General features: G+C 70.6%; 25 protein-coding genes. 4 read left to right on the forward strand and 21 right to left on the reverse strand.

Going from position 1 to position 19,609, the window contains the following annotated elements; translation table 11 throughout:
• Nucleotides 1-23: 23 nt before the first annotated feature.
• The 12 genes from dmpG to ACFZBB_RS22835 all read right to left on the reverse strand — a co-directional run bounded on the left by dmpG (nt 24) and on the right by ACFZBB_RS22835 (nt 11,914).
• Nucleotides 24-1,046: a 4-hydroxy-2-oxovalerate aldolase gene (gene dmpG / locus ACFZBB_RS22780; RefSeq protein ID WP_391125238.1), complete on the reverse strand. Its 1,023-nt coding sequence runs from the start codon at nt 1,044-1,046 to the stop codon at nt 24-26.
• Between the two features lies 1 nt (nt 1,047).
• On the reverse strand, nt 1,048-2,100 hold the full coding sequence (locus ACFZBB_RS22785) for an acetaldehyde dehydrogenase (acetylating) (protein WP_391125241.1): 1,053 nt from the start codon (nt 2,098-2,100) through the stop codon (nt 1,048-1,050).
• Nucleotides 2,097-2,957, reverse strand: coding sequence for a fumarylacetoacetate hydrolase family protein (locus ACFZBB_RS22790; RefSeq protein WP_391125244.1), 861 nt, complete (start codon nt 2,955-2,957; stop codon nt 2,097-2,099). The genes ACFZBB_RS22785 and ACFZBB_RS22790 overlap by 4 nt, the downstream gene beginning before the upstream one ends.
• Nucleotides 2,958-3,113: 156 nt before the next feature.
• Nucleotides 3,114-4,601, reverse strand: a complete 1,488-nt coding sequence (locus ACFZBB_RS22795) for an MFS transporter (protein WP_391125247.1) — start codon at nt 4,599-4,601, stop codon at nt 3,114-3,116.
• A gap of 210 nt (nt 4,602-4,811) precedes the next feature.
• The gene (hcaB, locus tag ACFZBB_RS22800) at nt 4,812-5,624 is read right to left on the reverse strand and encodes a 3-(cis-5,6-dihydroxycyclohexa-1,3-dien-1-yl)propanoate dehydrogenase (protein WP_391125250.1); all 813 of its coding nucleotides are present in this window, start codon (nt 5,622-5,624) and stop codon (nt 4,812-4,814) included.
• Nucleotides 5,624-6,481: an alpha/beta fold hydrolase gene (locus ACFZBB_RS22805; RefSeq protein WP_391125253.1), complete on the reverse strand. Its 858-nt coding sequence runs from the start codon at nt 6,479-6,481 to the stop codon at nt 5,624-5,626. Before ACFZBB_RS22805 ends, hcaB begins: the two co-directional genes overlap by 1 nt.
• Nucleotides 6,478-7,728 carry an FAD-dependent oxidoreductase gene (locus ACFZBB_RS22810; protein WP_391125256.1) on the reverse strand — a complete coding sequence of 417 codons (1,251 nt, stop codon included), beginning with the start codon at nt 7,726-7,728 and terminating at the stop codon, nt 6,478-6,480. Before ACFZBB_RS22810 ends, ACFZBB_RS22805 begins: the two co-directional genes overlap by 4 nt.
• A gap of 11 nt (nt 7,729-7,739) precedes the next feature.
• On the reverse strand, nt 7,740-8,054 hold the full coding sequence (locus ACFZBB_RS22815) for a bifunctional 3-phenylpropionate/cinnamic acid dioxygenase ferredoxin subunit (RefSeq protein ID WP_391125259.1): 315 nt from the start codon (nt 8,052-8,054) through the stop codon (nt 7,740-7,742).
• Between the two features lie 50 nt (nt 8,055-8,104).
• On the reverse strand, nt 8,105-8,668 hold the full coding sequence (locus ACFZBB_RS22820; RefSeq protein ID WP_391125262.1) for a 3-phenylpropionate/cinnamic acid dioxygenase subunit beta: 564 nt from the start codon (nt 8,666-8,668) through the stop codon (nt 8,105-8,107).
• A gap of 15 nt (nt 8,669-8,683) precedes the next feature.
• Nucleotides 8,684-10,042 (reverse strand): Rieske 2Fe-2S domain-containing protein, encoded by a 1,359-nt coding sequence (locus tag ACFZBB_RS22825; RefSeq protein ID WP_391125265.1) that lies wholly within the window; start codon nt 10,040-10,042, stop codon nt 8,684-8,686.
• A gap of 28 nt (nt 10,043-10,070) precedes the next feature.
• Nucleotides 10,071-10,961 (reverse strand): VOC family protein, encoded by an 891-nt coding sequence (locus tag ACFZBB_RS22830; protein ID WP_391125268.1) that lies wholly within the window; start codon nt 10,959-10,961, stop codon nt 10,071-10,073.
• Between the two features lie 152 nt (nt 10,962-11,113).
• The gene (locus ACFZBB_RS22835) at nt 11,114-11,914 is read right to left on the reverse strand and encodes an IclR family transcriptional regulator C-terminal domain-containing protein (protein WP_391125271.1); all 801 of its coding nucleotides are present in this window, start codon (nt 11,912-11,914) and stop codon (nt 11,114-11,116) included.
• A gap of 110 nt (nt 11,915-12,024) precedes the next feature.
• Between ACFZBB_RS22835 and ACFZBB_RS22840 the strand changes: the two genes are divergently transcribed.
• Nucleotides 12,025-12,645: a TetR family transcriptional regulator gene (locus ACFZBB_RS22840; protein ID WP_391125275.1), complete on the forward strand. Its 621-nt coding sequence runs from the start codon at nt 12,025-12,027 to the stop codon at nt 12,643-12,645.
• A gap of 63 nt (nt 12,646-12,708) precedes the next feature.
• Here the strand turns inward: ACFZBB_RS22840 and ACFZBB_RS22845 are convergent, their stop codons facing one another.
• From ACFZBB_RS22845 to ACFZBB_RS22855, 3 genes are all read right to left on the reverse strand, one after another.
• Nucleotides 12,709-14,172 carry a DHA2 family efflux MFS transporter permease subunit gene (locus tag ACFZBB_RS22845; RefSeq protein ID WP_391125278.1) on the reverse strand — a complete coding sequence of 488 codons (1,464 nt, stop codon included), beginning with the start codon at nt 14,170-14,172 and terminating at the stop codon, nt 12,709-12,711.
• A 161-nt stretch (nt 14,173-14,333) separates the two neighbouring features.
• Nucleotides 14,334-14,648, reverse strand: coding sequence for a fumarylacetoacetate hydrolase family protein (locus tag ACFZBB_RS22850; RefSeq protein WP_391125281.1), 315 nt, complete (start codon nt 14,646-14,648; stop codon nt 14,334-14,336).
• A 53-nt stretch (nt 14,649-14,701) separates the two neighbouring features.
• Nucleotides 14,702-14,986 (reverse strand): fumarylacetoacetate hydrolase family protein, encoded by a 285-nt coding sequence (locus tag ACFZBB_RS22855; protein ID WP_391125284.1) that lies wholly within the window; start codon nt 14,984-14,986, stop codon nt 14,702-14,704.
• Nucleotides 14,987-15,012: 26 nt separating this feature from the next.
• Here ACFZBB_RS22855 and ACFZBB_RS22860 point away from each other — a divergent pair, with 26 nt between their 5' ends.
• Entirely contained in the window at nt 15,013-15,204 is a 192-nt protein-coding gene (locus ACFZBB_RS22860) for a hypothetical protein (protein WP_391125287.1), read from the forward strand.
• On the opposite strand, the gene ACFZBB_RS22865 is transcribed toward ACFZBB_RS22860, so the two are convergent.
• Genes ACFZBB_RS22865 through ACFZBB_RS22875 form a run of 3 tightly spaced genes read right to left on the reverse strand, consistent with a single transcriptional unit; the run spans nt 15,201 to nt 15,723 of the window.
• Entirely contained in the window at nt 15,201-15,428 is a 228-nt protein-coding gene (locus ACFZBB_RS22865) for a hypothetical protein (RefSeq protein ID WP_391125290.1), read from the reverse strand. The genes ACFZBB_RS22860 and ACFZBB_RS22865 overlap by 4 nt on opposite strands.
• Nucleotides 15,425-15,550 carry a hypothetical protein gene (locus ACFZBB_RS22870; RefSeq protein WP_391125292.1) on the reverse strand — a complete coding sequence of 42 codons (126 nt, stop codon included), beginning with the start codon at nt 15,548-15,550 and terminating at the stop codon, nt 15,425-15,427. Before ACFZBB_RS22870 ends, ACFZBB_RS22865 begins: the two co-directional genes overlap by 4 nt.
• Nucleotides 15,544-15,723 carry a TOBE domain-containing protein gene (locus ACFZBB_RS22875; RefSeq protein ID WP_391125295.1) on the reverse strand — a complete coding sequence of 60 codons (180 nt, stop codon included), beginning with the start codon at nt 15,721-15,723 and terminating at the stop codon, nt 15,544-15,546. The genes ACFZBB_RS22870 and ACFZBB_RS22875 overlap by 7 nt, the downstream gene beginning before the upstream one ends.
• Nucleotides 15,724-15,802: 79 nt before the next feature.
• Between ACFZBB_RS22875 and ACFZBB_RS22880 the strand changes: the two genes are divergently transcribed.
• Both ACFZBB_RS22880 and ACFZBB_RS22885 read left to right on the forward strand, forming a co-directional pair.
• Nucleotides 15,803-16,168 carry a hypothetical protein gene (locus tag ACFZBB_RS22880; RefSeq protein WP_391125298.1) on the forward strand — a complete coding sequence of 122 codons (366 nt, stop codon included), beginning with the start codon at nt 15,803-15,805 and terminating at the stop codon, nt 16,166-16,168.
• Nucleotides 16,169-16,584: 416 nt separating this feature from the next.
• On the forward strand, nt 16,585-16,896 hold the full coding sequence (locus tag ACFZBB_RS22885) for a tetratricopeptide repeat protein (protein WP_391125301.1): 312 nt from the start codon (nt 16,585-16,587) through the stop codon (nt 16,894-16,896).
• Nucleotides 16,897-16,953: 57 nt separating this feature from the next.
• Here ACFZBB_RS22885 and ACFZBB_RS22890 read toward each other — a convergent pair whose 3' ends face one another.
• The 3 genes from ACFZBB_RS22890 to ACFZBB_RS22900 all read right to left on the reverse strand — a co-directional run bounded on the left by ACFZBB_RS22890 (nt 16,954) and on the right by ACFZBB_RS22900 (nt 19,490).
• Complete coding sequence (locus ACFZBB_RS22890) at nt 16,954-18,108, reverse strand: glutamate--cysteine ligase (protein WP_391125304.1); 1,155 nt, start codon at nt 18,106-18,108, stop codon at nt 16,954-16,956.
• A 121-nt stretch (nt 18,109-18,229) separates the two neighbouring features.
• Nucleotides 18,230-18,517 (reverse strand): hypothetical protein, encoded by a 288-nt coding sequence (locus ACFZBB_RS22895; RefSeq protein WP_391125307.1) that lies wholly within the window; start codon nt 18,515-18,517, stop codon nt 18,230-18,232.
• A 79-nt stretch (nt 18,518-18,596) separates the two neighbouring features.
• Entirely contained in the window at nt 18,597-19,490 is an 894-nt protein-coding gene (locus ACFZBB_RS22900) for an oxygenase MpaB family protein (protein WP_391125311.1), read from the reverse strand.
• Nucleotides 19,491-19,609 lie beyond the last annotated feature (119 nt).

The following is a 19,609-nucleotide window of genomic DNA, read 5'->3' on the forward strand; positions in this document are numbered from 1 at the left end:
GGCCCGCGTCGGTCACGGCCGTCTCAGACGGACGGGCTCTGGGCCGCCACCAGGTCGAGCGCGATGTCGACGATCATGTCCTCCTGGCCGCCGACCAGGCGTCGGCTGCCGCACTCCATGAGGATGGTCCGGACGTCCACGTCGTAGCGGGCGGCGGCGGCCTCGGCGTGCCGGAGGAACGAGGAGTACACACCGGCGTATCCGAGGGTCAGGGTCTCCCGGTCCACGCGCACCGGGCGGTCCTGCAAGGGCCTGACGATGTCGTCGGCGGCGTCCTGGAGCCGGAACAGGTCGCAGCGGTGCTGGTATCCGGAGATGTTGGCGACGGCGATGAAGGCTTCGAGCGGGCAGTTGCCCGCTCCCGCGCCGTGGCCCGCCAGCGAGGCGTCCACGCGCCGGACGCCGTTCTCGACCGCGACGACGGAATTGGCGACCGACAGCGACAGATTCTCGTGTGCGTGGATGCCGATCTCGGTGGCGTCGTCGAGGACGTCCCGGTAGGCCCGTACGCGGGCGGCGACGTCGGCCATCGTGAGCCGCCCGCCGGAGTCGGTGACGTAGACGCACTGCGCACCGTAGGACTCCATCAACTTGGCCTGCCGCGCGAGCTGTTCGGGCGGGGCCAGGTGCGAGAGCATCAGGAAGCCCGAGACGTCCATGCCGAGTTCGCGCGCCGCGGCGATGTGCTGCGCGGAGATGTCCGCCTCGGTGCAGTGCGTCGCGATGCGCACGGATCGCACACCGAGTTCGTATGCCCGCTTCAGCTCGTGGATCGTTCCGACGCCCGGGAGCAGCAAGGTGGTCAGGCGGGCGTGCCGCAGGACGTCAGCGGCGGCCTCGATCCACTCCCAGTCGGTGTGGGATCCGGGACCGTAGTTCACCGATCCGCCGGCGAGTCCGTCGCCGTGCGCCACCTCGATCGCGTCGACTCCGGCGGCGTCGAGGGCGGTGACGATGCGTCGCACGTCCTCGGGGGTGATGCGGTGGCGTACGGCGTGCATGCCGTCCCGCAGTGTCACGTCCTGTACGAATATCGCAGCCGACATCTCAGACTCCTGCCTTCGCCGCGGCGATCCGCTCGGCGACCCTGAGGGCCGCCGAGGTCATGATGTCGAGATTCCCGGCGTAGGCCGGGAGGTAGTGAGCCGCTCCTTCGACCTCCAGGAAGACCGACACCTGGTGGGTGGGGCTGTCGGCTGCGGCGTCCAGCAGGCTGTGCACGGGGTGTCCGGCCGGAATGCGGTCGATCTGCACCCGCTGCTTCAAGCGGTAGCCGGGCACGTAGGCGGCGACGTCGGCGACCATCCGCTCCACCGACGCGCTGATCCGTTCCCGGTCCTCGGCGTCGGGCGCCCGGACGAGGGCGAAGACGGTGTCGCGCATCATGAGCGGCGGTTCCGCGGGATTCAGGATGATGATCGCCTTGCCGCGCCGCGCGCCGCCGACCTGCTCGATCGCGGCGGCCGTGGTCTCGGTGAACTCGTCGATGTTCGCCCGGGTGCCGGGCCCCGCGGACTTCGAGGAGATCGAGGCGACGATCTCCGCGTACGGCACCGGCACCACCCTGCTGATGGCGGCCACGACCGGGATGGTGGCCTGGCCGCCGCAGGTCACCATGTTCACGTTGGGCGCCGCGAGATGCTCGTCGAGGTTGACCGCCGGGACGACGTACGGCCCGATCGCCGCGGGCGTGAGGTCGATGAGCCGCTTGCCCAGCGGTGCCAACTTGGCGGAGTTCGCTTCGTGGGCCTTGGCCGACGTGGCGTCGAAGACGATGGCGATGTCCTCGATGCCGGGCAGCCGCAGCAGACCGTCGACGCCTTCGTGGGTGGTCGCGACCCCGAGGCGGGCCGCGCGCGCCAGCCCGTCGGAGGCGGGGTCGATGCCGACCATGGCCGCCATCTCCAGGTGCCGAGCGTTGCGCAGCACCTTGATCATGAGGTCGGTGCCGATGTTGCCCGATCCGATGACGGCGACTTTCGTCTTGGCCGCACCTGCCGTACGCGTCGCGCTCGTTGCCGTCGTCGCGTCTGTCGTACGCGTCGCGCCCGCTGTCTTCGTCGCGTCTGTCGTACTTGTCGTGCCCGCTGTCTTCGTCATGCCCGCTCTCCCTTGCCGAACCGCACTTGCACCGCGCCGAGCCCGGACAGCCGGGCGACGACGACATCGCCTTCGACGACGGGACGCATCGGACCGAGCGCGCCGGACAGCACGAGCTGCCCCGCGCGCAGCGGATCGCCGAATTCCCGCGCGGTCCGGGCGAGCCAGACGACCGCCGCGACGGGGTCGCCCAGGCACGCGGCGCCGGTGCCGGTGGAGACCTCGTCGCCGCCGATCGACATCGACATCCGCTGCTCCACCGGGCTGAACGCGTCGAGCGAGAGCCGCCGCGGGCCGATGACGTACGCCCCGGCCGAGGCGTTGTCGGCGACGGTGTCCGCGAAGCTGATGTCCCAGTCGGCGATCCGGCTCCCGCACACTTCGAGGGCCGCCGAACCCCAGGCGATCGCGCCCCGGACCTGAGCGTCGTCGAGCGGGCCTTCGGTCAGGTCGTCGCCGAGCATGAACGCGATCTCGGCCTCGACCCGCGGCTGTGTCACGCGGTCGATCGGGACGGTGTCCCCGCCGAGGAACGCCATGTCGTCGAAGAGGACGCCGAAGTCCGGCTGGTCGACGCCGAGTTGCTCCTGGACCGCCGGTGAGGTGAGGCCGATCTTGCGCCCCACGACGCGGGCGCCGGCCCGCAGGCGGTGCGCGGCGACGGCGGCCTGTACGGCGTAGGCGCTCGGCAGGTCGTCCGCGCCGATCAGGTCGCGGACCGGTGCGCAGGGCACGCCGCGCGCCGCGGCGTCGATGAGCCGGGCCACCGCGGCGGCGACGGCGGCCTCGTCGGCCGCGGCCGGCCGACGGGGCGCGCCGCCCCCGTGAGGGCGTGTGGATGATCGGGAAGAAACCATGGTGGTGTGCCACCCAACAGAACAGGGGCCACCGGAGGTCCGGTGGCGACGACCGAATGATTGGCAGAGGTTGTCGTCGGTGCCTTTTCGCCGCGCATCCGACGCGGTGGTGACCGGCCGGGCCGGGCGGCAGCGTCGCCCGGCCCGGCCCCTCGCTCAGGAGGTCAGTTGGTCGGCCGGTGCGCCGACGGACGGCTGCGCGGACGCGGGCACCCGTCCGCGGCGGGCGGAGTAGCAGATGAAGGCGACCAGGACATCGCAGCAGCCCGCGACGAGCAGACAGATCCGGAACCGGTCCTCGGCCGGCACCCCGGGGATGGCGGCGACACTCTTCGACTGGAGGATGCTCGAATAGATCGCCGGGCCGAGCGCGCCGGAGATCGTCATGATGATGCCGATCATGCCGATCCCCATTCCGGTGAGTTCCGCGCGGACGCTGCTCTGGATGGAGCTGAACAGTCCGACGCCCACCAGGCCGCTGCCGACGCCGTAGACGCACGCGGCGACCAGGAACGACGCCACGGAGGCGCCCCCGGACATGGCCAGGATCAGGGTCAGCGCGGCGGCGCAGTGACAGGTCGCGCCGACCCCCGCCACCAGCAGCGGCCTGGTACGAGCGCCGAGGACGCCCGCGCCGATACCGGCGAGCGCACCGAGCAGTGAGTAGGGCAGCAGCAACAGCCCGGTGTCCAGGGCGTCGTACCCGAGGCCGTATCCCGCGGCGGAGGGCGTCTGGACGTAGAACGGGATGAGGAAGGTGACCGACTGGATCGCCATGCCGATCGTGAAGCCCGCCACGACCGTGCGGGCGACGGTCCCGGATCTCAGGAGCGCCAGATGGAACACCGGGGTCTTCGACCGCTTCTCCAGGGTCACCCACACGGCCCCGCCCCCGAGACCGGCGGCGGCGAAACCGATCGCCTTGGCCGACGAGATGCCGTCGGATCCGGCCGTCTTGATGCCGTAGAGCAGCAGGACGATCCAGGCGACCAGGCCGATCACATTCCCGATGCCGAACGCGGCCGCGGCGTCGCGGGAACTCGACGGGATGACGGCCCAGACGCAGATCCCCACCACGACGTACACGACGGTCGCCCCCAGGAAGAAGTCCTGCATCGAGACCCGGCTCAGCGCCAGCCCGCCGGCGACGAGCCCGACTCCGGCCCCTACGGCCTGTGCGACCTGGCTGACGATCACCGCGGTGTGCACCGAGGAGCCCGCCAGGTGGCGGCGCAGGACGCCGACGCCGAGCTGACCGGCGGCGGAGCCGAGTCCCATGACCGCCGCGCCGATCAGCATCGCGGGGAAGGTGTGCGAGATCCCCGGCACGAGCATGCCGGCCGCGAGGAGCGCCGCGCCCAGTGTCGCGGCTCCGCGGTCGCCGAGCACGTCCGCCAGTCGCGGCAGCAGGATCGTGCTGACGCCGCCGCCTATCAGCAGCAGGGTGAGCACCCACGCGACGTCGCCGACCGTCAGGTGGAACTCGCGCTGCAACACGGGAAGCAGCGGGGTCAGCATGAAGGTCACGGCTGACGAGGTGAAGCCGAGCAGCGCGGCCACGGCGATCAGGGGATTTCTCCCGCGGGTACGGACGGGTCTCTCGACGCGCGGTCTTTCCTGGTGGTGTGTTTCGCTGTGCGTCATCGCACTGCCTCTCCTCATGTCATGAACGCCCCTGGGGCCATCCCCGCCGCGGTGTCGGCACCTGCGAGCGGAGGGCGGGCCGCTCGGCGAGCGACCGGTGACCGGAGTATGTGATTCGGCCAGGTGAGCGGCCAGCAATACGTTCTGCCTGGGGGAACGCGGCCGAAACACGTCACCGCCGGGAGCGGTGGGACGGCGCGCGGGACAGCGTTACGGCGCGGGGTCGGGGCGGCGCGGGGTGCCCACGGCGCTCACGTCGAGGACCGCGCCGGTCACGGTCGCGGACTCCTCGCGCGAGGCGAGCAGGATGTACGGGGCGACGTAGTCCTCAGCGCTGGGGGCCAGGTCGAGGGCGGAGTACCGACGGAGCTGGTCGCCGGTCGGCAGCATGTCGCTGATGGAGGTGTCGCCCAGCGCCATGGCCCGCGGCCCGCGCAGATCGGTCGCCATCCCGCCCGGCGCGACGGCGTTCACCCGCACACGCGGCGCGAGTTCGTACGCCAACTGCGCGACCAGTCCGACTCCGGCGTGTTTGGACGCGGTGTAGAGCACGCCACCGCCGCGGGGGTACAGGGCGGCGTTGGACAGGGTGAAGATCATCGATCCCCGCCGCTCGGCGAGCGCCTGGGCCGCCGCCCGGGCGCCGAGCAGGTAGCCCTTGACGTTCACGCCGAACAATTCCTCGTAGCCGCTCTCCAGTTCGGCCATCGACATGTCGAGCGCCGCCCGGCCGAAGTCCCACAGGCCCGCGTTGCCGACGAACGTGTCGAGTCCTCCAAAGGCCGACACGGCCGCTTCGACGGCGGCGGCGTTGTCCGCTCCCGAGGTGACGTCACCGCGTACGCCGCGTACGCGGTCGCCGTGCGCCTCCCGCAGGCTGTCCAGTTTCTCCGGCGACCGTTCGAGCACCGTGGCCGTCGCGCCCTCGGCGACGAAGCGGTCGACGACGGCCCGGCCGAGCCCCGAGCCGCCGCCTGTCACCAGCACCGACAGCCCGACGAGACGCCCCTGTCCGGCGGCCATCAGTGATGTTCCAGGAAGTGCTTGACCGTGGCGTTGAACTCGGTGGCGTGTTCGAGCTGCGCCCAGTGGCCGCAGCGGCCGAACATCAGCAGCCGGGAGTCCGGGATGACCGCGTGCGCGCGCAGGCTGGTCTCGTAGTGCACCGTACGGTCGTCCCGGCCGTGGATGATCAGCGTCGGCACGTCGGACCGCGCCATCTTCTCCCCCGCCTCCGCGAAGCCGGTCGCGCCGACGCCCGCGCGCATCACCTCCAGCCAGTTGCGCAGGTGCTCCGGCCTGCTCACGGCGGTGCGCGAACGCTCCTCGGCCAACTCGCGGGTGGCGTGGGCCGGATCGAAGCACATCACCTCGACCAGCTTCTGGAAGTTCTCCGGTGTGGGGTCCTCGTAGGTGTCGAAGATGATCCGGATGCCTTCGGACATCCCGTTCGGCGCCATCACGTTGACGCCCCAGATGCCCGAGCCCATGGTCACCAGGTGCGAGACCCGCTCGGGGTGCTCGGTGGCCATGACCATCCCGATCGCGCCGCCCATGGAGTTCCCGACGAAGGCGGCGCGGTCGATGCCCATGGCGTCCATCAACTGCGTGACGGCCGCGCCCTGGTCGCGTCCGGTCGCCACGCTCTGCGGGTTGGAGTCGCCCCAGCCCGGCATCGTCACCGCGACGCACCGGAAGTCGGCGGCGAGTGCGCGGATGTTGGCCTCGAAGTTCGACCAGCCGGTGGCGCCGGGCCCGGTGCCGTGGATCAGGAACACGGGATCGCCGTCACCGGCTTCGTTGATCTGGATCTGGTAGTCGGCGGTGTCGACCAGCCGGTAGGTGGAGTCGTGGGTGATCTCTGAGGTGACGGTCGTCATTGCGCGCTCTTTCTCACGAGGTGCTGTTTGAGTGTTCCGCGCAGGTCGAGGCCGGGGTCGGACAGCAGTCGGCTGTCGACCGGCACGTTTCCCGCGATGAGCCGCTTCACCACGCCGACCTCGCGGGCGGCGCCCATGCCCGCTGCCGCCGCGATCCGGCCGTGACGCAGCCAGAAGGCGAGGAACCGGTCGGGTACGGCGCCCTCCCGGAGGACGAAGTCGTCGCTGCGCCGGGGCCGTCCGATGATCTGCAACGTGGTGTCGTACTGGTCCGACCACGCGTAGGGCGGCGCGGTGTACCGCACCGGGCTGCCGGCGATCGTGCTGCCCACCGCCGTACCGTGCCGCTGCGCCGCCTCCCAGTGCTCTAGCCGGCCGCGGGCGGTCAGGTGCGGGTGCGGCTGGCTCGCGACATCGCCGGTCGCGTAGATCCAGGCCCGGCTGGTCTGGCCGAACTCGTTGACGGGGATGCCCCAGTCGTCGACGTCGATACGCGCCGTACGGGCCAGTTCCGTCCGCGGCCGTACGCCGATCCCGACGACGACCGTGGCGGCCGGTACGCGCTGTCCGTCCGACAGGCGCACCGCCTCCACGCCCGCCGGGGAGCCGAGGAATTCCGTGACCGTGACGCCGGTCAGCAACCGCACCCCGTGGTCGCGGTGCAGCCGCGTCATCAGGTCCGCCACCGCCGGTCCGAGCACGGAGGCCAGCGGATACGGCTGCGCTTCGACCACGGTCACCTCGATGCCGCGCCGACGGGCGACGGCGGCGAGTTCGAGGCCGATGAAGCCCGCGCCGATGATGACCAGCGGGCCGCCGCGGGCCAGCCGCGCGTGGAGCCGTACCGCGTCGGCGGCGTCCCGGAGCGACAGGACGTTGTCGGCGTCGGCGCCGGGCGTGGTGAGGTGGCGCGCCGCGACACCGGTCGCCAGCACCAGCCGCCCGCAGCCGAGGACGTCGCCGCCGCTCAGCCGTACGGCGAGCGCGGCCGGATCGATGCCGACGACGCGTTCGCCGAGCCGCAGCGCGATGTCGAGGTCCTGGTAGACCGACGGGGGCTGGATGGGCACGAGACCGGCCGACTCCCCGTCGAGCAGCCCTTTCGACAACGGCGGCCGTTCGTAGGGGAGGTTGGGGTCCGCGTCGACCAGCGTGACGGTGCCCCGGTAGCCGTGGCCGCGCAGGGCCACGGCCGCGGAGACTCCGGCGGCGCTGGCCCCGACGATGACGCAGCTCCGACCGGGCATGGCCGACGTGCTCAACTCCGCTCCGGTATCTCGACCATGACCTCGTCGCCGTCCAGCTTCACCTGGTAGGTGCACAGCGGGAGGGACGCGGGCGGCGACAGCACGGAACCGGTCCTGAGGTCGAACTTCGCGAAGTGCCAGGCGCATTCGACCTGGCCGCCGTCCACGTACCCGTCGGCCAGCGAGGACTGGCCGTGCGTACAGGTGTCGTTCAGGGCGAAGAACTCGCCGTCTGCCCTGAACACGGCGACGGGCGGCACCGTCGGCATCTGGAGTGCGTCACCGTCGTCGAGTTCGTCGACGGAACAGGCACGGATCCACGGCATTGCTGCACCTTTCGGTAGGCGCGGGACGGCGCGCGGGGGGCGGGTTGGGGTCAGAAGAAGTTGCTGAGGTTGCCGGACTGGAGCACCGTCTGGTCGAGGTAGACGAACCGCTTGGCGATCGCGAGCCCGTTCTCCGTACGCCGCAGCGTGTCCTCGCGCCGGCCGACCCACTGGTCGGTGTCGCTCTTGAGCCGGGTGCGGTAGAGCAGGAAATTGCTCTGCACCACGAGTTCGTCGCCGCTGTCCTCGGTCACCCGGACGTTGGTGATGAGGTGCCGGGTACGGGACGGCGGGTCCTCGGCCCACGAGGTCCCGGTGGCGAACTTCTTGGCCCGCGTCCGGAGGAACTGCTTGTCCTCGTCGAAGTAGGCCATCTCGCCGGGCTTGGTGAATTCCAGATGCAACTGCCGCCTGGTCATCGTCCGGCGCAGCGGCATGAAGTAGTGGGTGTCCTCGGTGAAGAGGCCGACCCACTCCTCGTACTGGTGGGCGTCGAGCAGGGCCGACTCGTAGGAGTAGAACTGCTCGACCTCGTGCTGCCGCAGCAGCGTGCCGAGGTCGACGGCGTGCGCGGCGGGTACGGCACGCGCTGCGGGTACGGCGTGGGTCGTCATCGCGGGCTCCTGGGCCTAGTAGCGGTCGTGGGGAACCGTGCTCTCGCGCAGCCCCTCCCACGTGGGGTTGCGGAGCCACTCGCGCCAGGAGTGGTAGGTCCACAACTGGGCGTGCTCGTTGATGGGCGCGTCGATGACGGCGAGGCCGTCGTCCTTGACGACCTCGGACGTGCCGAGACCCATCTTCAGAAGCTGGGGGATCTCGCGGCTCTTGGTGCCCTTGGTCTGGAGGGTGGACTGCGCCCAGTTCTCGCCGTCCTCCTGTTCGAGCATTCCGGCGGGCCCGAAGAAGTGGATCTGCGCGTGCAGCGCGGCGGCCTGCTGCTGCGGCGAGGCGTTCTTGTCGCGGAAGGAGTACCACCAGATCTCGGTGACGTCGGGGCTGCGCGGCACCCGCAGACTGAGCTGGGCGTTCGCCGTGACCCAGGCGGTCGGGAAGATGTGCGGGTGGCCGCCCACCCGGCTTCCGTGCCGCCCGAGCTTGGCCTGGGTCTGCGGTGTGTAGCGCCACTCGAACAGCTCCCGGCCCCCGGCCGTCACCTCCAGCGACTCCTGGTCGGGACCCGAGATCGCGTGCCCGTACTCGCCCACCATCACGACGTTGTGCAAGTCGCTGGGCAGGAAGGGGACTTCGAGGTCGGCGCCGGATTCGGTCCGGGCCCCGCCGTCGACGAACTCGTCCGGCGGGGCCGGGATGAGACCGACGGCGAAGGCCGACATGTGCGTGATCTGCGGGTGGTAGTAGTCGAAGACGTTGTCGACGGTGAACTTCCAGTTGGTCCTGACGGTGAACTTCTGGACGCCGGGAACGGCCTCCATGTCGCCGCGCTCGGCGAGCAGGTCCAGTCCGAGCCGGCCCGTCGCTCCGAGGTACTCCTCCAGGGGCGGCGCGTCCGCGTCCATGGTGGCGAACACGAAGCCGCGGTAGGAGTCGAGTTGTGCCACCTTGCGCAGCGGGTGCTTGGACAGGTCCAGCTTGTCCTTGTAGAAGAGGGACTTGCCCGGCACGCCGATGAGTTCGCCGTCCAGTCCGAAGGTCCACCCGTGGTATGTGCACATGAAATTGCGGACGTTTCCCTCCTCGGCCCGGCACACCGCGTTGCCGCGGTGCGAACAGGTGTTGAGGAAGGCGCGGATCGAGCCGTCCCGCTGCCGGACCACGAGGACGTTGTCCGATCCCATCGGGGCCTCGAAGAAGTCGCCGCGCTTGGGGATCTGCGTCTCGTGGCACAGGAAGAGCCAGGCCCGGCCGAATATCCGCGTCATCTCCAGATCGAAGATCTCCTGGTCGCTGAAGATGCGCCGGTCGATCTCGCCTCTTTCGAGCGAGACCAGATCATCGAGCTGGTCCACCGCGCGTGGGGAGTCGTTCATGGTGTTCTCCTTGGCGTACACGTCACCGTCAGTGGGTGTGATTGCGGTCGTGGCCCCAGAACTGGGCGGCGTCCCAATTCGTGATCGTCCAGGTCTCGTCGTCGATCAATTTGCCGGCCGTTCCGTACTCCACCCCGATCCCGGACGGCGACTTCATGTAGAACGAGAGCATCTCGTCGTTCGTGTGACGGCCGAGCGTCGCGGTGAGGGAGATCTCCTTCGCGCGCACCCGGTCCAGTGCGCGGCCGACTCCGTCGATGCTGTCGACCTCGAGCATGAAGTGGTCGATGAAGGGCTTTCTGCCATCCGGCGCGGGACCGAACGCGAGTGAGTGGTGCCGGGGATTGACGTGGGTGAATGTCAGAACCAGGGGCTTGAAGGTGATGTAGTCGCTCACCTTGAAACCGAGGATCTGGCGGTAGAAGGCGACCATCTCGTCCACGACGGACGAGACGAGCACGATGTGGCCGACCCCGAGGTCGTTGCCCTTGCCGTCGCGCGTCACGAACCGGACGCCGGTCGGGGAGACGAACGCGCAGGACACGGTGACGGCGCCGTAGAACAGCTCCAACTGGAAACCGGCCGGATCGGCGAACCGCACCAGTCGGCGGACTCCGCGCAGGTCGGCGAGGTGCGGATCCTCCTTGACGGCGACCCCGGCGCTCTCCAGGTCCCGCACCTGGGCGTCGAGGTCTTCCTCGGTCGCCACCTCCCATCCGACGTAGGACAGCGTGTCGTCCCCGGCGCGTACCGCGATGCGGTGGTGCCTGGCGTCCATCCGCAGAAACAGCGTCTCGACGTCGTCGGCGTCCCGTCCGCGGGTGACGTGCAGGCCCAGAATGTCGCCCGCGAAGTCCTCCCACGCGTCGAGGTCTTGCGCACCTATGCCGATGTAACCGAGCGCTTTGATGTAACTCACGCGCGATTCCTCCGATTCCCAATGGATGACGCGGAAGCCCTCGAAAAACACACAAGGGAAGGGCCTGCGCATAACTGTATTGAGTGCACGAAAGAAAGCCAGGATTCTGTTCCGTCAGACGGAAAGCAGTTGTTCCGGCGTGCTCCCCTGGGTCACTTGCGATGCAGCGCGGACGAGAGCTGCTGCGCGGTGTCGACGAGCACCGACTTGTAGCGGGCGGGGGTACGGCCGAGCACCGGGCAGGAAAGCGAGACCGCGGCGACCGCACGGCTGTGATCAGCGGCCCAGATCGGCGCCGCCAGGCAGGCCACGCCGAGGAACGACTCCTCGTGATCCGTCGCGATACCGGTCTCGCGCACCCGGAGCAGTGAGAGCTTCATCCGCTGGGCGTCGGGAATGGTGTATGCGGTGAACCGTTTGAAGGATCCGTCGAGAACGGTCCTCAGATGAAGGGAAGGAGCGAACGCGAGCAGCGCCTTCCCGAGCCCTGTGGCATAAGCGGGCCTGCGTCCGCCGATACGCGTGTCCATTTTCGGCGCGCCCAGCCCGGAGACTTTGTCGATGTACAGGATGTCCGCACCGCTGAGAATGGCGAGATGAATGGTCTGCCGGGTGAGGGCGAACAATTCGGCCAGATAGGGAGAGGCCAGTTCGCGCAGGTCCTTCGCGGCGCCGACCTGCACCCGGCTGCCCAGCTCGAAGACGCGCTCGGCGAGCAGATACCGCTCGCCTTCCTTGGCCACATAGCCGTGCTCGATCATCGCGCTCAGCAGCCGGTGGACGGTCGACTTGGCCATCCCGGTGCGGGCGGCGATCTCCGAGACGCCCAACGACTTCCGCGAACCGGACAGGGTGTCGAGCACGGCGAGCGCCTTGCCGACGGATGTGTCGCGCACTTCGCCGGCCGCCGCGGCAGCGTCGTGCACCCGCCGCGGGCTTTCCGGAGCAGGCATCGGGTTCCTCCTCAAGGTACGAGGTCACCAGCCGTTAAATGGGAGTAAACTCTCACTTGGCCGTCACAGTAGGCTGCCCGCAGTCGCATCGCAAGAGTGGGGAGCGGAGATTGCCGGACGAGTCCGCAGCACCGGTACCGGTACGCAAACGCGCACGTCGCGCCGACTCCCGGCGGAACATCGATCGCATCCTGGCGGCGGCCCAGACCCTGATCGAACGCGAGGGGCCCGACGTCACCCTCGACGAGATCGCCAAGGAGGCCGGGGTCGCGCCCGCCACCCTCTACCGGCACTTCCCGAGCAGAATGCATCTGTTCGAGGGCGTCTACCGCGGTCGCGTCGCGCGACTGGCCTCCATGGCAACGGAGTTGGCGCAGCGCGACGAGCCGGCGGCGGCACTCCTGAACTGGCTGCCCCAGTTCGTCGATCTGGGAGTCGAGGCGCAGGCAGTCCTCGCCGGACTGCTCGCGCAGGGGCTCCGTGAGACCGACCCCGTCGCCAACACCGAGTGGGGTGAGTCGCTGCTGGTGTCGGCGGCGGATCTGCTGCTGCGGCCCGCCCAGGAGCTCGGCGCGATCCGTGAGGACCTCACCGCCGGCCAGCTCGTGGCGCTGCTCACCGGCATCACCCTGGCCGTCCACACGCTCGGCCGCTCCGCGTCCGCTGCCCGGACCCTGGACGCGCACCACGCGCTGAATCTGCTGCTCGAAGGTCTCACGCCGCGGCCCTGACCGTCGCCTTCACGGCCGGGGGCCCGCGGCGGCGCGCACCGGGCCGACGACGTACCGAAGGCGTCAGCCCGTCAGCGTGTCGGCGGTCTTCGACGCTCCCGTCCCGTCCCGTTCGACATCGGTCGGCGCCCGCGTGCGCAGCATCACGGCCGGGACGATCGCGAGCACCGACAGGGCGACGGCCAGCCAGAACAACCCGCCGAAGGCGTCGGCCAGTTCGGGTGCCAGGCGCTGCCGCGCGGTGTCGCTCAGCGCGGCCAGGGACTGGACCCCGCCGCCGTCGGTGAAGCCGCTGAGCCGACGTTGGAGCAGAACCGCCGCCACAGCGGTGCCCATGGCCCCGGCGACGTACTGCACAATGCTCATCAGCGTCGACGCGCCGGGGATCTCGTGGCTGCGCAAACCGGCGTATCCGGCGGCGGTCAGCGGCGTGGCCGTGGCGCCGACCCCGACGCCGCGTACGAACCAGCACACCGACAGCCATACGTCGCTGGTGTCGGGCCCGATCATGGTGAGCGGAAGCACTCCGGCGGTCACCATGAGCAGGCCGAAGACGATCACCACCCGGGGACCTCGCTTGTCCATCACCCGGCCGGCCGTCGTCAGCACCAGCATCGCGCCGAAGGCCGACGGCGCCACCAGCAGGCCCGCCTTGATGGCACTGTCCCCCCGCGCGAACTGGTAGTAGAGCTGCACCAGGAACAGCACCGCGTTGGTACCGGCGAGGTAGAGGAACATCGCGGTCTGGGCCGATCTGAGGGTCGCGTGCTTCCACAGCCGCAGGTCGAGCAGCGGATGAGCGGCCCGCAGCGCGTGCACGACGAACGCGGCGGTCAGGGCGATTCCCAGACCTCCGGTGAGCGCGACGGACGGGGACACGCGCCCGGCATCGCCGAAATCGGAGATGCCGTAGACAAGCAGCGCCAGTCCCGGCGGCAGCAGGGCCAGACCGATGAGATCGAGCTTCCGGGGCACGCCGGGTTCGCCGCGGTCGAGGACGACCCAGGCCAAGCCGATCCCGAGAGCGCCCAGCGGCAGATTGACGAAGAAGATCCACCGCCAGGACAGGCTGGAGAGAATCAGTCCGCCGAAGATCGGCCCCAGCAGGGGCCCCAGCATGGACGGAATCCCCACCACGGCCATGACGCGTCCGAGTCGGCCGGGGCCAGCTTCCCTGGCGAGGATCGTCTGCCCGGTGGGCAGCAGCATCCCGCCGCCGATCCCTTGAACAGCGCGCGCGACGATGAGCAGCGCCATCGAATTGGCGAGTCCGCACAGCAGCGAGCCGAACAGGAACATGGCCATGGACGCGATCCACACACGTCTGGAGCCGAATCGGTCGTTGGCCCAGCCGGTGAGCGGCACCACCGTGGCGAGGGCGAGAAGGTAGACCGTGCTGACCCACTGGACGGTGGCGAGCGAGGTGTCGAAGCTCCTCACCAACGACGGCACGGCCACCTGGACGATCGTCGTGTCGAAGATGGATATCAGGGAGCCGAGAATCGTGACCGTCGCGACCAGAGTCATGCGTCGGTCGAAGACCTTCACCTTTTGAGAGCCGACGTCGTTCAACGAGTCTCCGATCGCACCGCACACACTTCGCGGCGCGTGTCATCCGAAAAGGCGCGGCCGCACCGCCTTCGGAGAGTGTCCGCTCTCCGATCCCGATGCGGTGCCGCGTCGTTCCGTCAGACAGAACCGGGCTGCCCGTAGTCCGACCGAGGACGTACGGGTGCCAGGTGGTGCCGGGTCAGACCGTGTGGATCTCGTTCACGAGCGTGCCGATCGGGGAACAGGGTGTGGTGGTCGCTGACGTGCGCGATGACTTCCGCCACCGAATAGATCAGGCGCTCGGTCCGGCATTCGATCCGTACGTCCTCGCCGGTGGCGAGGGTGATGCCGAGCCGGTCGGGGTCGGGGATCGCGTCCGTGGTCACGATCCACGGGCCGCACGGCTTGAAGCTGTCGGTGCCCTTGGCCCGCAGGTGGTAGGTGACCCTCATGTCCCCGTGCTCGAAGCCGGGCGCGGCCCGGGGCCGGCCGCTGTGCCGCCGGTTCAGCTCCACTGCCCCGGAGCCCGGTACCACCACCGTGTCGCCGGCCCGCAGCCCATGGGCGCGGACACGTCGTCGGTCAGGGTGTATCCGAAGACGTGGTCCAGTGCTTCGGCCGGTCGATCCGTGCCCTGCCGTCCGATCACCACGGCCGGCTCCGGCTCGGGATGGACGAGTCCGAACGACGGCCGGAGCCGGATCGGCTGCCGGTGTCCGACCAGCGCGGAACTGGGTGAGAAGAAGAACGGCGGATGGTCGGGGACGCTCGACGCGAACGCGGCGAACACCGGGCTGTTGAAGCCGACGCCCGTAGGTGACCGGCGGCAGCATCAGCGGCAGCAGGAAGGCCAGGATCAGCAACTTCTTGGCCGGGAAGTTCCCCCTTGCCAGCACATACGCCGCCGGTGCGCCGATGATCACGGCGAGCGCGGCCACGACCACCGCGATCCGCAGGGTCTTCCAGATCGTCTCGCGGAGATACGGATCCTCGAAGAACCGCTGCTAGCTGCTGAAGGTCCCGCCCTTGTCGGGGGTCACCGACAGGCCGATGCCGTAGGCGATCGGGTACAGGAACAGCACCCCGATCAGCGCCACCGCGGGCAGCATGGCCGGCAGCCCCCAGCGGATTCCGTGACGTCGCAGCCACGCCCGCCGGCGGTCGCCCGAGTCGGGCGGGTCTCCCGGCGCCCGGTCGGCGCGGGCCGGTGCGGTGTCCACGGTCGCCGTCATGACAGCGCGCTCGGTTCGAGAGCCGTGGACTCGCCGTCGTCGGAGCCCTCCGCCGGGGCGGTGGAAGCCTCTCCCGCGGCGAAGGCCCGGACGCTCGCCACCGGGACCGACAGCTTCAGCACGTGCCCGTTTCAGGCCGCACCGGTGTCCGTACGGACAGGGCCGCGCCGTCCGGCAGTTCGGCCTGCACGGTGAAGTCGCGGCCGTGGTACGGCGTGGAGCGCGCCACCGCCTCGAACGTGTTCACCGCGGAGGCGGAGTCCGTGACGCTCACCTCCTCCGGCCGGATCCGCACGGTCACGGACTGTGCGGGCCGCAGGTCTCGCGGGCGGGAACTCGGGGTGCGACGGTGTTCGGGGTGAGACAGTGTCCGTATGTCCTCACGCTGGCCGACAGGGTCACACAACTCGCTGCTGTCCATCGGGTGCACGGATTCGGTGCTGTCCATCGCCTCGGCCGGGTCGGTCCTGTCGATCGGTTCGGTGGCGTCGGTCCTGTCCATCGGGTCGCTCGGATCGATGATGTCCGCGACGTCCATCGGCTCGTTCCAGTCGGCCGGCTCGCTGCTGTCGGGCCAGTCGAATCGCTCCGCGCTGAGCTGGCAGTCCAACGGCGCCGTGCTGGCCTACCGTAAGGCCAGCCGGCCGGGACGGTTTCTGCCGCACGCGGCCCTCGCCGTGACCGCCGCCGCTCTGGCGGGAGCGGCCTGGTACACACTCCGTCGGCCCTCCGGCGCGTAGCCACGGCGACGCGGTGATCGGGGCGGGACGCGTGTGGAGGTGATCTCGGCGCGACGGCTGGCGGAGTCGTCGGCCAGGCGGGACGAAGGGCGGTCTGCCTGGCGGGAGTTGGGGGAACTCGTCCGTAGCCCCGTCCCGGAGCGACCGGCTTCACCGCTCCCGGTCAGCTCGGCGTCGGCGGAGCTGCGGGCGCTGGAGCGGGAGCCGGGTGACCTGCGGCGCGCGCAGGCGCTCAGCGTCACACTCGCGGAGCGCGCCGCCGTCGATCCGGACTTCCGCGCGGGCCTGGACGATTGGCGGCGCGGGAGCCGGGATGAGCCCAATGACCCCGCCTCCGCAGCCGGTTCGGCGAGCGACAGCGCTACGAAGAGGCGGCCGACCACCTCCGGCAGGCCGTCGCGCTCAGCCGGAAAGCGGTGCGCGCGGGCGAAGCGGAGTCGCAGAACCGCCTGGGCCTGGCCCTGTCCAAGACCGGTCAGGAGGCGGACGCCACTGCCGCCTTTCGCCAGGCGCTCGCCGTCTTCCGTGAACGCGGCGACAGCGAGCGCGAGGCGATCGTCCTCACCAACCTCGGCTCACGCCTCCTGGCCTCCGGATGCCCCGCGGAAGCCGACCTCGCGCTGCGACAGGTGATGACCCTCTGCCAGAGGCTCGGCGACATCCCCGTGAAGTCCGTGGCCGCGACGCTCCTGCTCGCAAGCCGCCTCAGCAGGTCGTCCGGGGCGTAGTGAGGAATCGGCGCGCGGCTGCCGCTCGTCGCCGGGAGCCGGCGCCGATTCCATGCCCTACGGGCGTCCCGCCCGGGCGATGACGGGCGCTTCCGGCTGCCGGGCGTCGCCACCGTCCGCCGGATCGACGGTCTCGGGTGCTATCAGGTCGAGGAGTTCTTCGGTGCCGCCGTGCGCGAGGGCGGCGCGCTGGCGTGCCGCACCGGTGCCCTTGTCGAGGAGTCGTCGCACGCCGGAGGTCACCCGGTCGAGGTCGTCGAGCTCCTTCAGGGCGGGGGTGACGCAGTCCAGGAGGGCGCCGAGTACGTCGGCGGCCTGGCCCGGCTCATTGGTGCGGGGGTCGACCAGGTTGGCGGTCAGGCCGTGGCGGGCGGAGTGCCAGCCCGCGGCCTGGAGGACGCTGGCCGGCGGGTCGAGGGGAGGGCCGCCCACGCTGCCCTCGCGCAGTGCGGTGACCACCAGGCCGCGGGCGAGCCCGGCGAGGGTGATCGCGCTGTCGACGTCGAGCTGGACGTCGGGGGCGCGGACCTCCAGCGTCGGGTACTCGTCGGAGAGCCGGGCGTGCCAGTAGAGCTGGTGCCGGTCGGCGATCACCCCGGTGCCCAGCAGGGCGTCGACCCGCTCCTCGTAATGGGAGGCACCGGAGAAGAACGGCGGCGATCCGCTGACCGGCCAGCGGCCGAAGATCACGGTGCGCCAGCTGGCGAAGCCGGTGTCCCGCCCGTCCCAGAACGGGGAGTTGGCTCCCAGCGCGACCAGAAGCGGCAGCCAGGGACGGATCCGGCCCAGCGCGGCGGCTCCGGCGTGGCGGTCGGGCACGGCCACATGGATGTGCATGCCGCAGATCAACTGCTCGTCGACCAGTCGCGCCGCGTCCACCCGCATGTCCCGGTACCGCTGCTCGCCGGTCACCGGCACCGACGCCTCGGCCATGAGGGGTGCGCCGCCCGTCGCCGCCAGTCGGCAGTCCACGCTGCGCGCCGCGGCGCTCAGCGACTTCCGGAACCGTGTGAGATGCGCGGCGACCTCGTCCAGGTCGGAGCACACCGGGGTCGCGACCTCCACCAGGGATTGCAAAAGCTCGGTGTCGACCTCCTCGCTCCCCAGGTCGGGCTCGCGCTCCGCCGCGATCCGGAGCCGGCCGACGCGTGGCGCCGGCAGTGCGGTCCTGCGGTCGAGCAGCAGGAATTCCTCTTCGACCCCAATGGTCACGCCTGTCGTCATAGCCGTCTGCTACCCCCGAACGGCCTCGTCACGGAGTAGACCTGGCATCGATCGGCATCTCGGGCCGCGCTCCCCGTCGAGCCCTCTCCCCCTCGGCGGCGAAACGGGCTCAGCCGAGACCGCGATGGGCGGCCCACAGCGCCCCGGCCCGGCCGGCGGCGCCGTCGACCAGGGCGGCGAGTTCGGGTCTGTCGGGGACGGGGAAGGAGACGTAGGCGCCCCTGCCGCCACCGACCGGCCGGCCGTAGGCCTTGGCGGCGAGTCGACCGTCCGGGAGCAGCCGGACGTTGAGTGTGGTCAGCGTGAACTCCTCGCCGCGTCGGGTGTCCGTCCAGCGGAGCTCGTGCGGGATCGTCACGTTGATCGCCAGAGCGCTCACTTCCAGGTCGCTGCTCATGGACCGATGATCCCACGCGGGTCGCGCGCCCCCGGATCGTGAGGTTCGCACGTCGGCCACGGCCCTGTCCGCGCCCCCGTCATCCCTGTGGCGCCGCCGCCAGCCGTCCTCGCGCGGCGGCCTGGATCTGGGAGGGCCCGAGCCCCCATTCGATGGTGCGGCCCACGGCCGTCGCGAGGGGCCTGTCCCAGCCGGTGCGGACGGCGGCCGGGCGGTGAATGCCCAATTCGGTACGGGCCCAGCCGGGGAGGAGTCCGACCGAGGCGTTCATGAGCCGGCCGACGACCAGCCGCTCCCGTCGTGTGCGTCCGAAGCGGCGCAGGAACCGTACCGAGTCCAACGCTGCTGCCGTGGCGTGGAGGTGGGGGCGCAGGCGGGCCAGGTAGCGCTCGGCTTCGAGGGATGTGCGCGGTATGTTCCGCGCGCCCAACGCCTCGGCCACGGGGGCGGCTTGGCGGTAGTAGGCGTCGCACTCGGCGGGAGTCAGCCGCAGCGGCCGGGGCGCGTAGGTCTGGTGGCCGGCGAGGAAGCTGCGCACCTCGGCGGTGTGCACCCAGGTGAGCAGATCGGGGTCGTCCGCACGGTACGGGCGGCCGTCGGGGGCGGTGCCGTGCACGCGGGTGTGGATCCGCCGGACGAGGTCGATCACCTCGCGGGCGGCGGTCGAGGAGCCGAAGGTGGTCGTGGTGATGAACCGTACGGTGCCGTTCAGCCGTCCGACCGGATCGGCGCGGAAGTCGGAGTGGTCGTCGACCCCCGCCATGGCCAGCGGATGCAGCGACTGGAGCATGAGCGCCGCGAACCCGCCGGTGAGCATCCCGGTGGCGTGCCCGTGCACCCGCCACACCGGGTCCCCCGGCGCGATCCCGAACAGTCCGGGATCGCCGGGCGGCGCCCCGTACCGTCCCAGTTCGAGGTCCCCGCCGTGCATGGTCGCGGTGAGTTCCCTCGCGATCCGTTCCCGCAGTCCCACCAGCGCCTCCAGGGGCCGTCTCCCTCCGCCGAGGGTACCGAGCCCGCCCGGCGATCGCGGCCTCCAGGACGAGCGGCCCGCACCGAGGGCGCCGAACCCCAGGAGCGGCGCGCCGCGGT

Source organism: Streptomyces sp. NPDC008139 (genome assembly GCF_042957025.1).
GTDB lineage: Bacteria > Actinomycetota > Actinomycetes > Streptomycetales > Streptomycetaceae > Actinacidiphila.

What these genes read in the sequence shown, in the direction of transcription:
- hcaB (WP_391125250.1), bottom strand. Translation starts at nt 5,624, where the DNA reads ATGGCCGCCGGACAGGGGCGTCTCGTCGGGCTGTCGGTGCTGGTGACA.
- dmpG (WP_391125238.1), bottom strand. Translation starts at nt 1,046, where the DNA reads ATGTCGGCTGCGATATTCGTACAGGACGTGACACTGCGGGACGGCATG.
- ACFZBB_RS22895 (WP_391125307.1), bottom strand. Translation starts at nt 18,517, where the DNA reads ATGAGCAGCGACCTGGAAGTGAGCGCTCTGGCGATCAACGTGACGATC.
- ACFZBB_RS22850 (WP_391125281.1), bottom strand. Translation starts at nt 14,648, where the DNA reads ATGAGGGTCACCTACCACCTGCGGGCCAAGGGCACCGACAGCTTCAAG.
- ACFZBB_RS22880 (WP_391125298.1), top strand. Translation starts at nt 15,803, where the DNA reads ATGTCCTCACGCTGGCCGACAGGGTCACACAACTCGCTGCTGTCCATC.
- ACFZBB_RS22805 (WP_391125253.1), bottom strand. Translation starts at nt 6,481, where the DNA reads ATGACGACCGTCACCTCAGAGATCACCCACGACTCCACCTACCGGCTG.
- ACFZBB_RS22835 (WP_391125271.1), bottom strand. Translation starts at nt 11,914, where the DNA reads ATGCCTGCTCCGGAAAGCCCGCGGCGGGTGCACGACGCTGCCGCGGCG.
- ACFZBB_RS22785 (WP_391125241.1), bottom strand. Translation starts at nt 2,100, where the DNA reads ATGACGAAGACAGCGGGCACGACAAGTACGACAGACGCGACGAAGACA.
- ACFZBB_RS22795 (WP_391125247.1), bottom strand. Translation starts at nt 4,601, where the DNA reads ATGACGCACAGCGAAACACACCACCAGGAAAGACCGCGCGTCGAGAGA.
- ACFZBB_RS22810 (WP_391125256.1), bottom strand. Translation starts at nt 7,728, where the DNA reads ATGCCCGGTCGGAGCTGCGTCATCGTCGGGGCCAGCGCCGCCGGAGTC.
- ACFZBB_RS22865 (WP_391125290.1), bottom strand. Translation starts at nt 15,428, where the DNA reads ATGACGGCGACCGTGGACACCGCACCGGCCCGCGCCGACCGGGCGCCG.
- ACFZBB_RS22825 (WP_391125265.1), bottom strand. Translation starts at nt 10,042, where the DNA reads ATGAACGACTCCCCACGCGCGGTGGACCAGCTCGATGATCTGGTCTCG.
- ACFZBB_RS22845 (WP_391125278.1), bottom strand. Translation starts at nt 14,172, where the DNA reads ATGACTCTGGTCGCGACGGTCACGATTCTCGGCTCCCTGATATCCATC.
- ACFZBB_RS22815 (WP_391125259.1), bottom strand. Translation starts at nt 8,054, where the DNA reads ATGCCGTGGATCCGTGCCTGTTCCGTCGACGAACTCGACGACGGTGAC.
- ACFZBB_RS22820 (WP_391125262.1), bottom strand. Translation starts at nt 8,668, where the DNA reads ATGACGACCCACGCCGTACCCGCAGCGCGTGCCGTACCCGCCGCGCAC.
- ACFZBB_RS22790 (WP_391125244.1), bottom strand. Translation starts at nt 2,957, where the DNA reads ATGGTTTCTTCCCGATCATCCACACGCCCTCACGGGGGCGGCGCGCCC.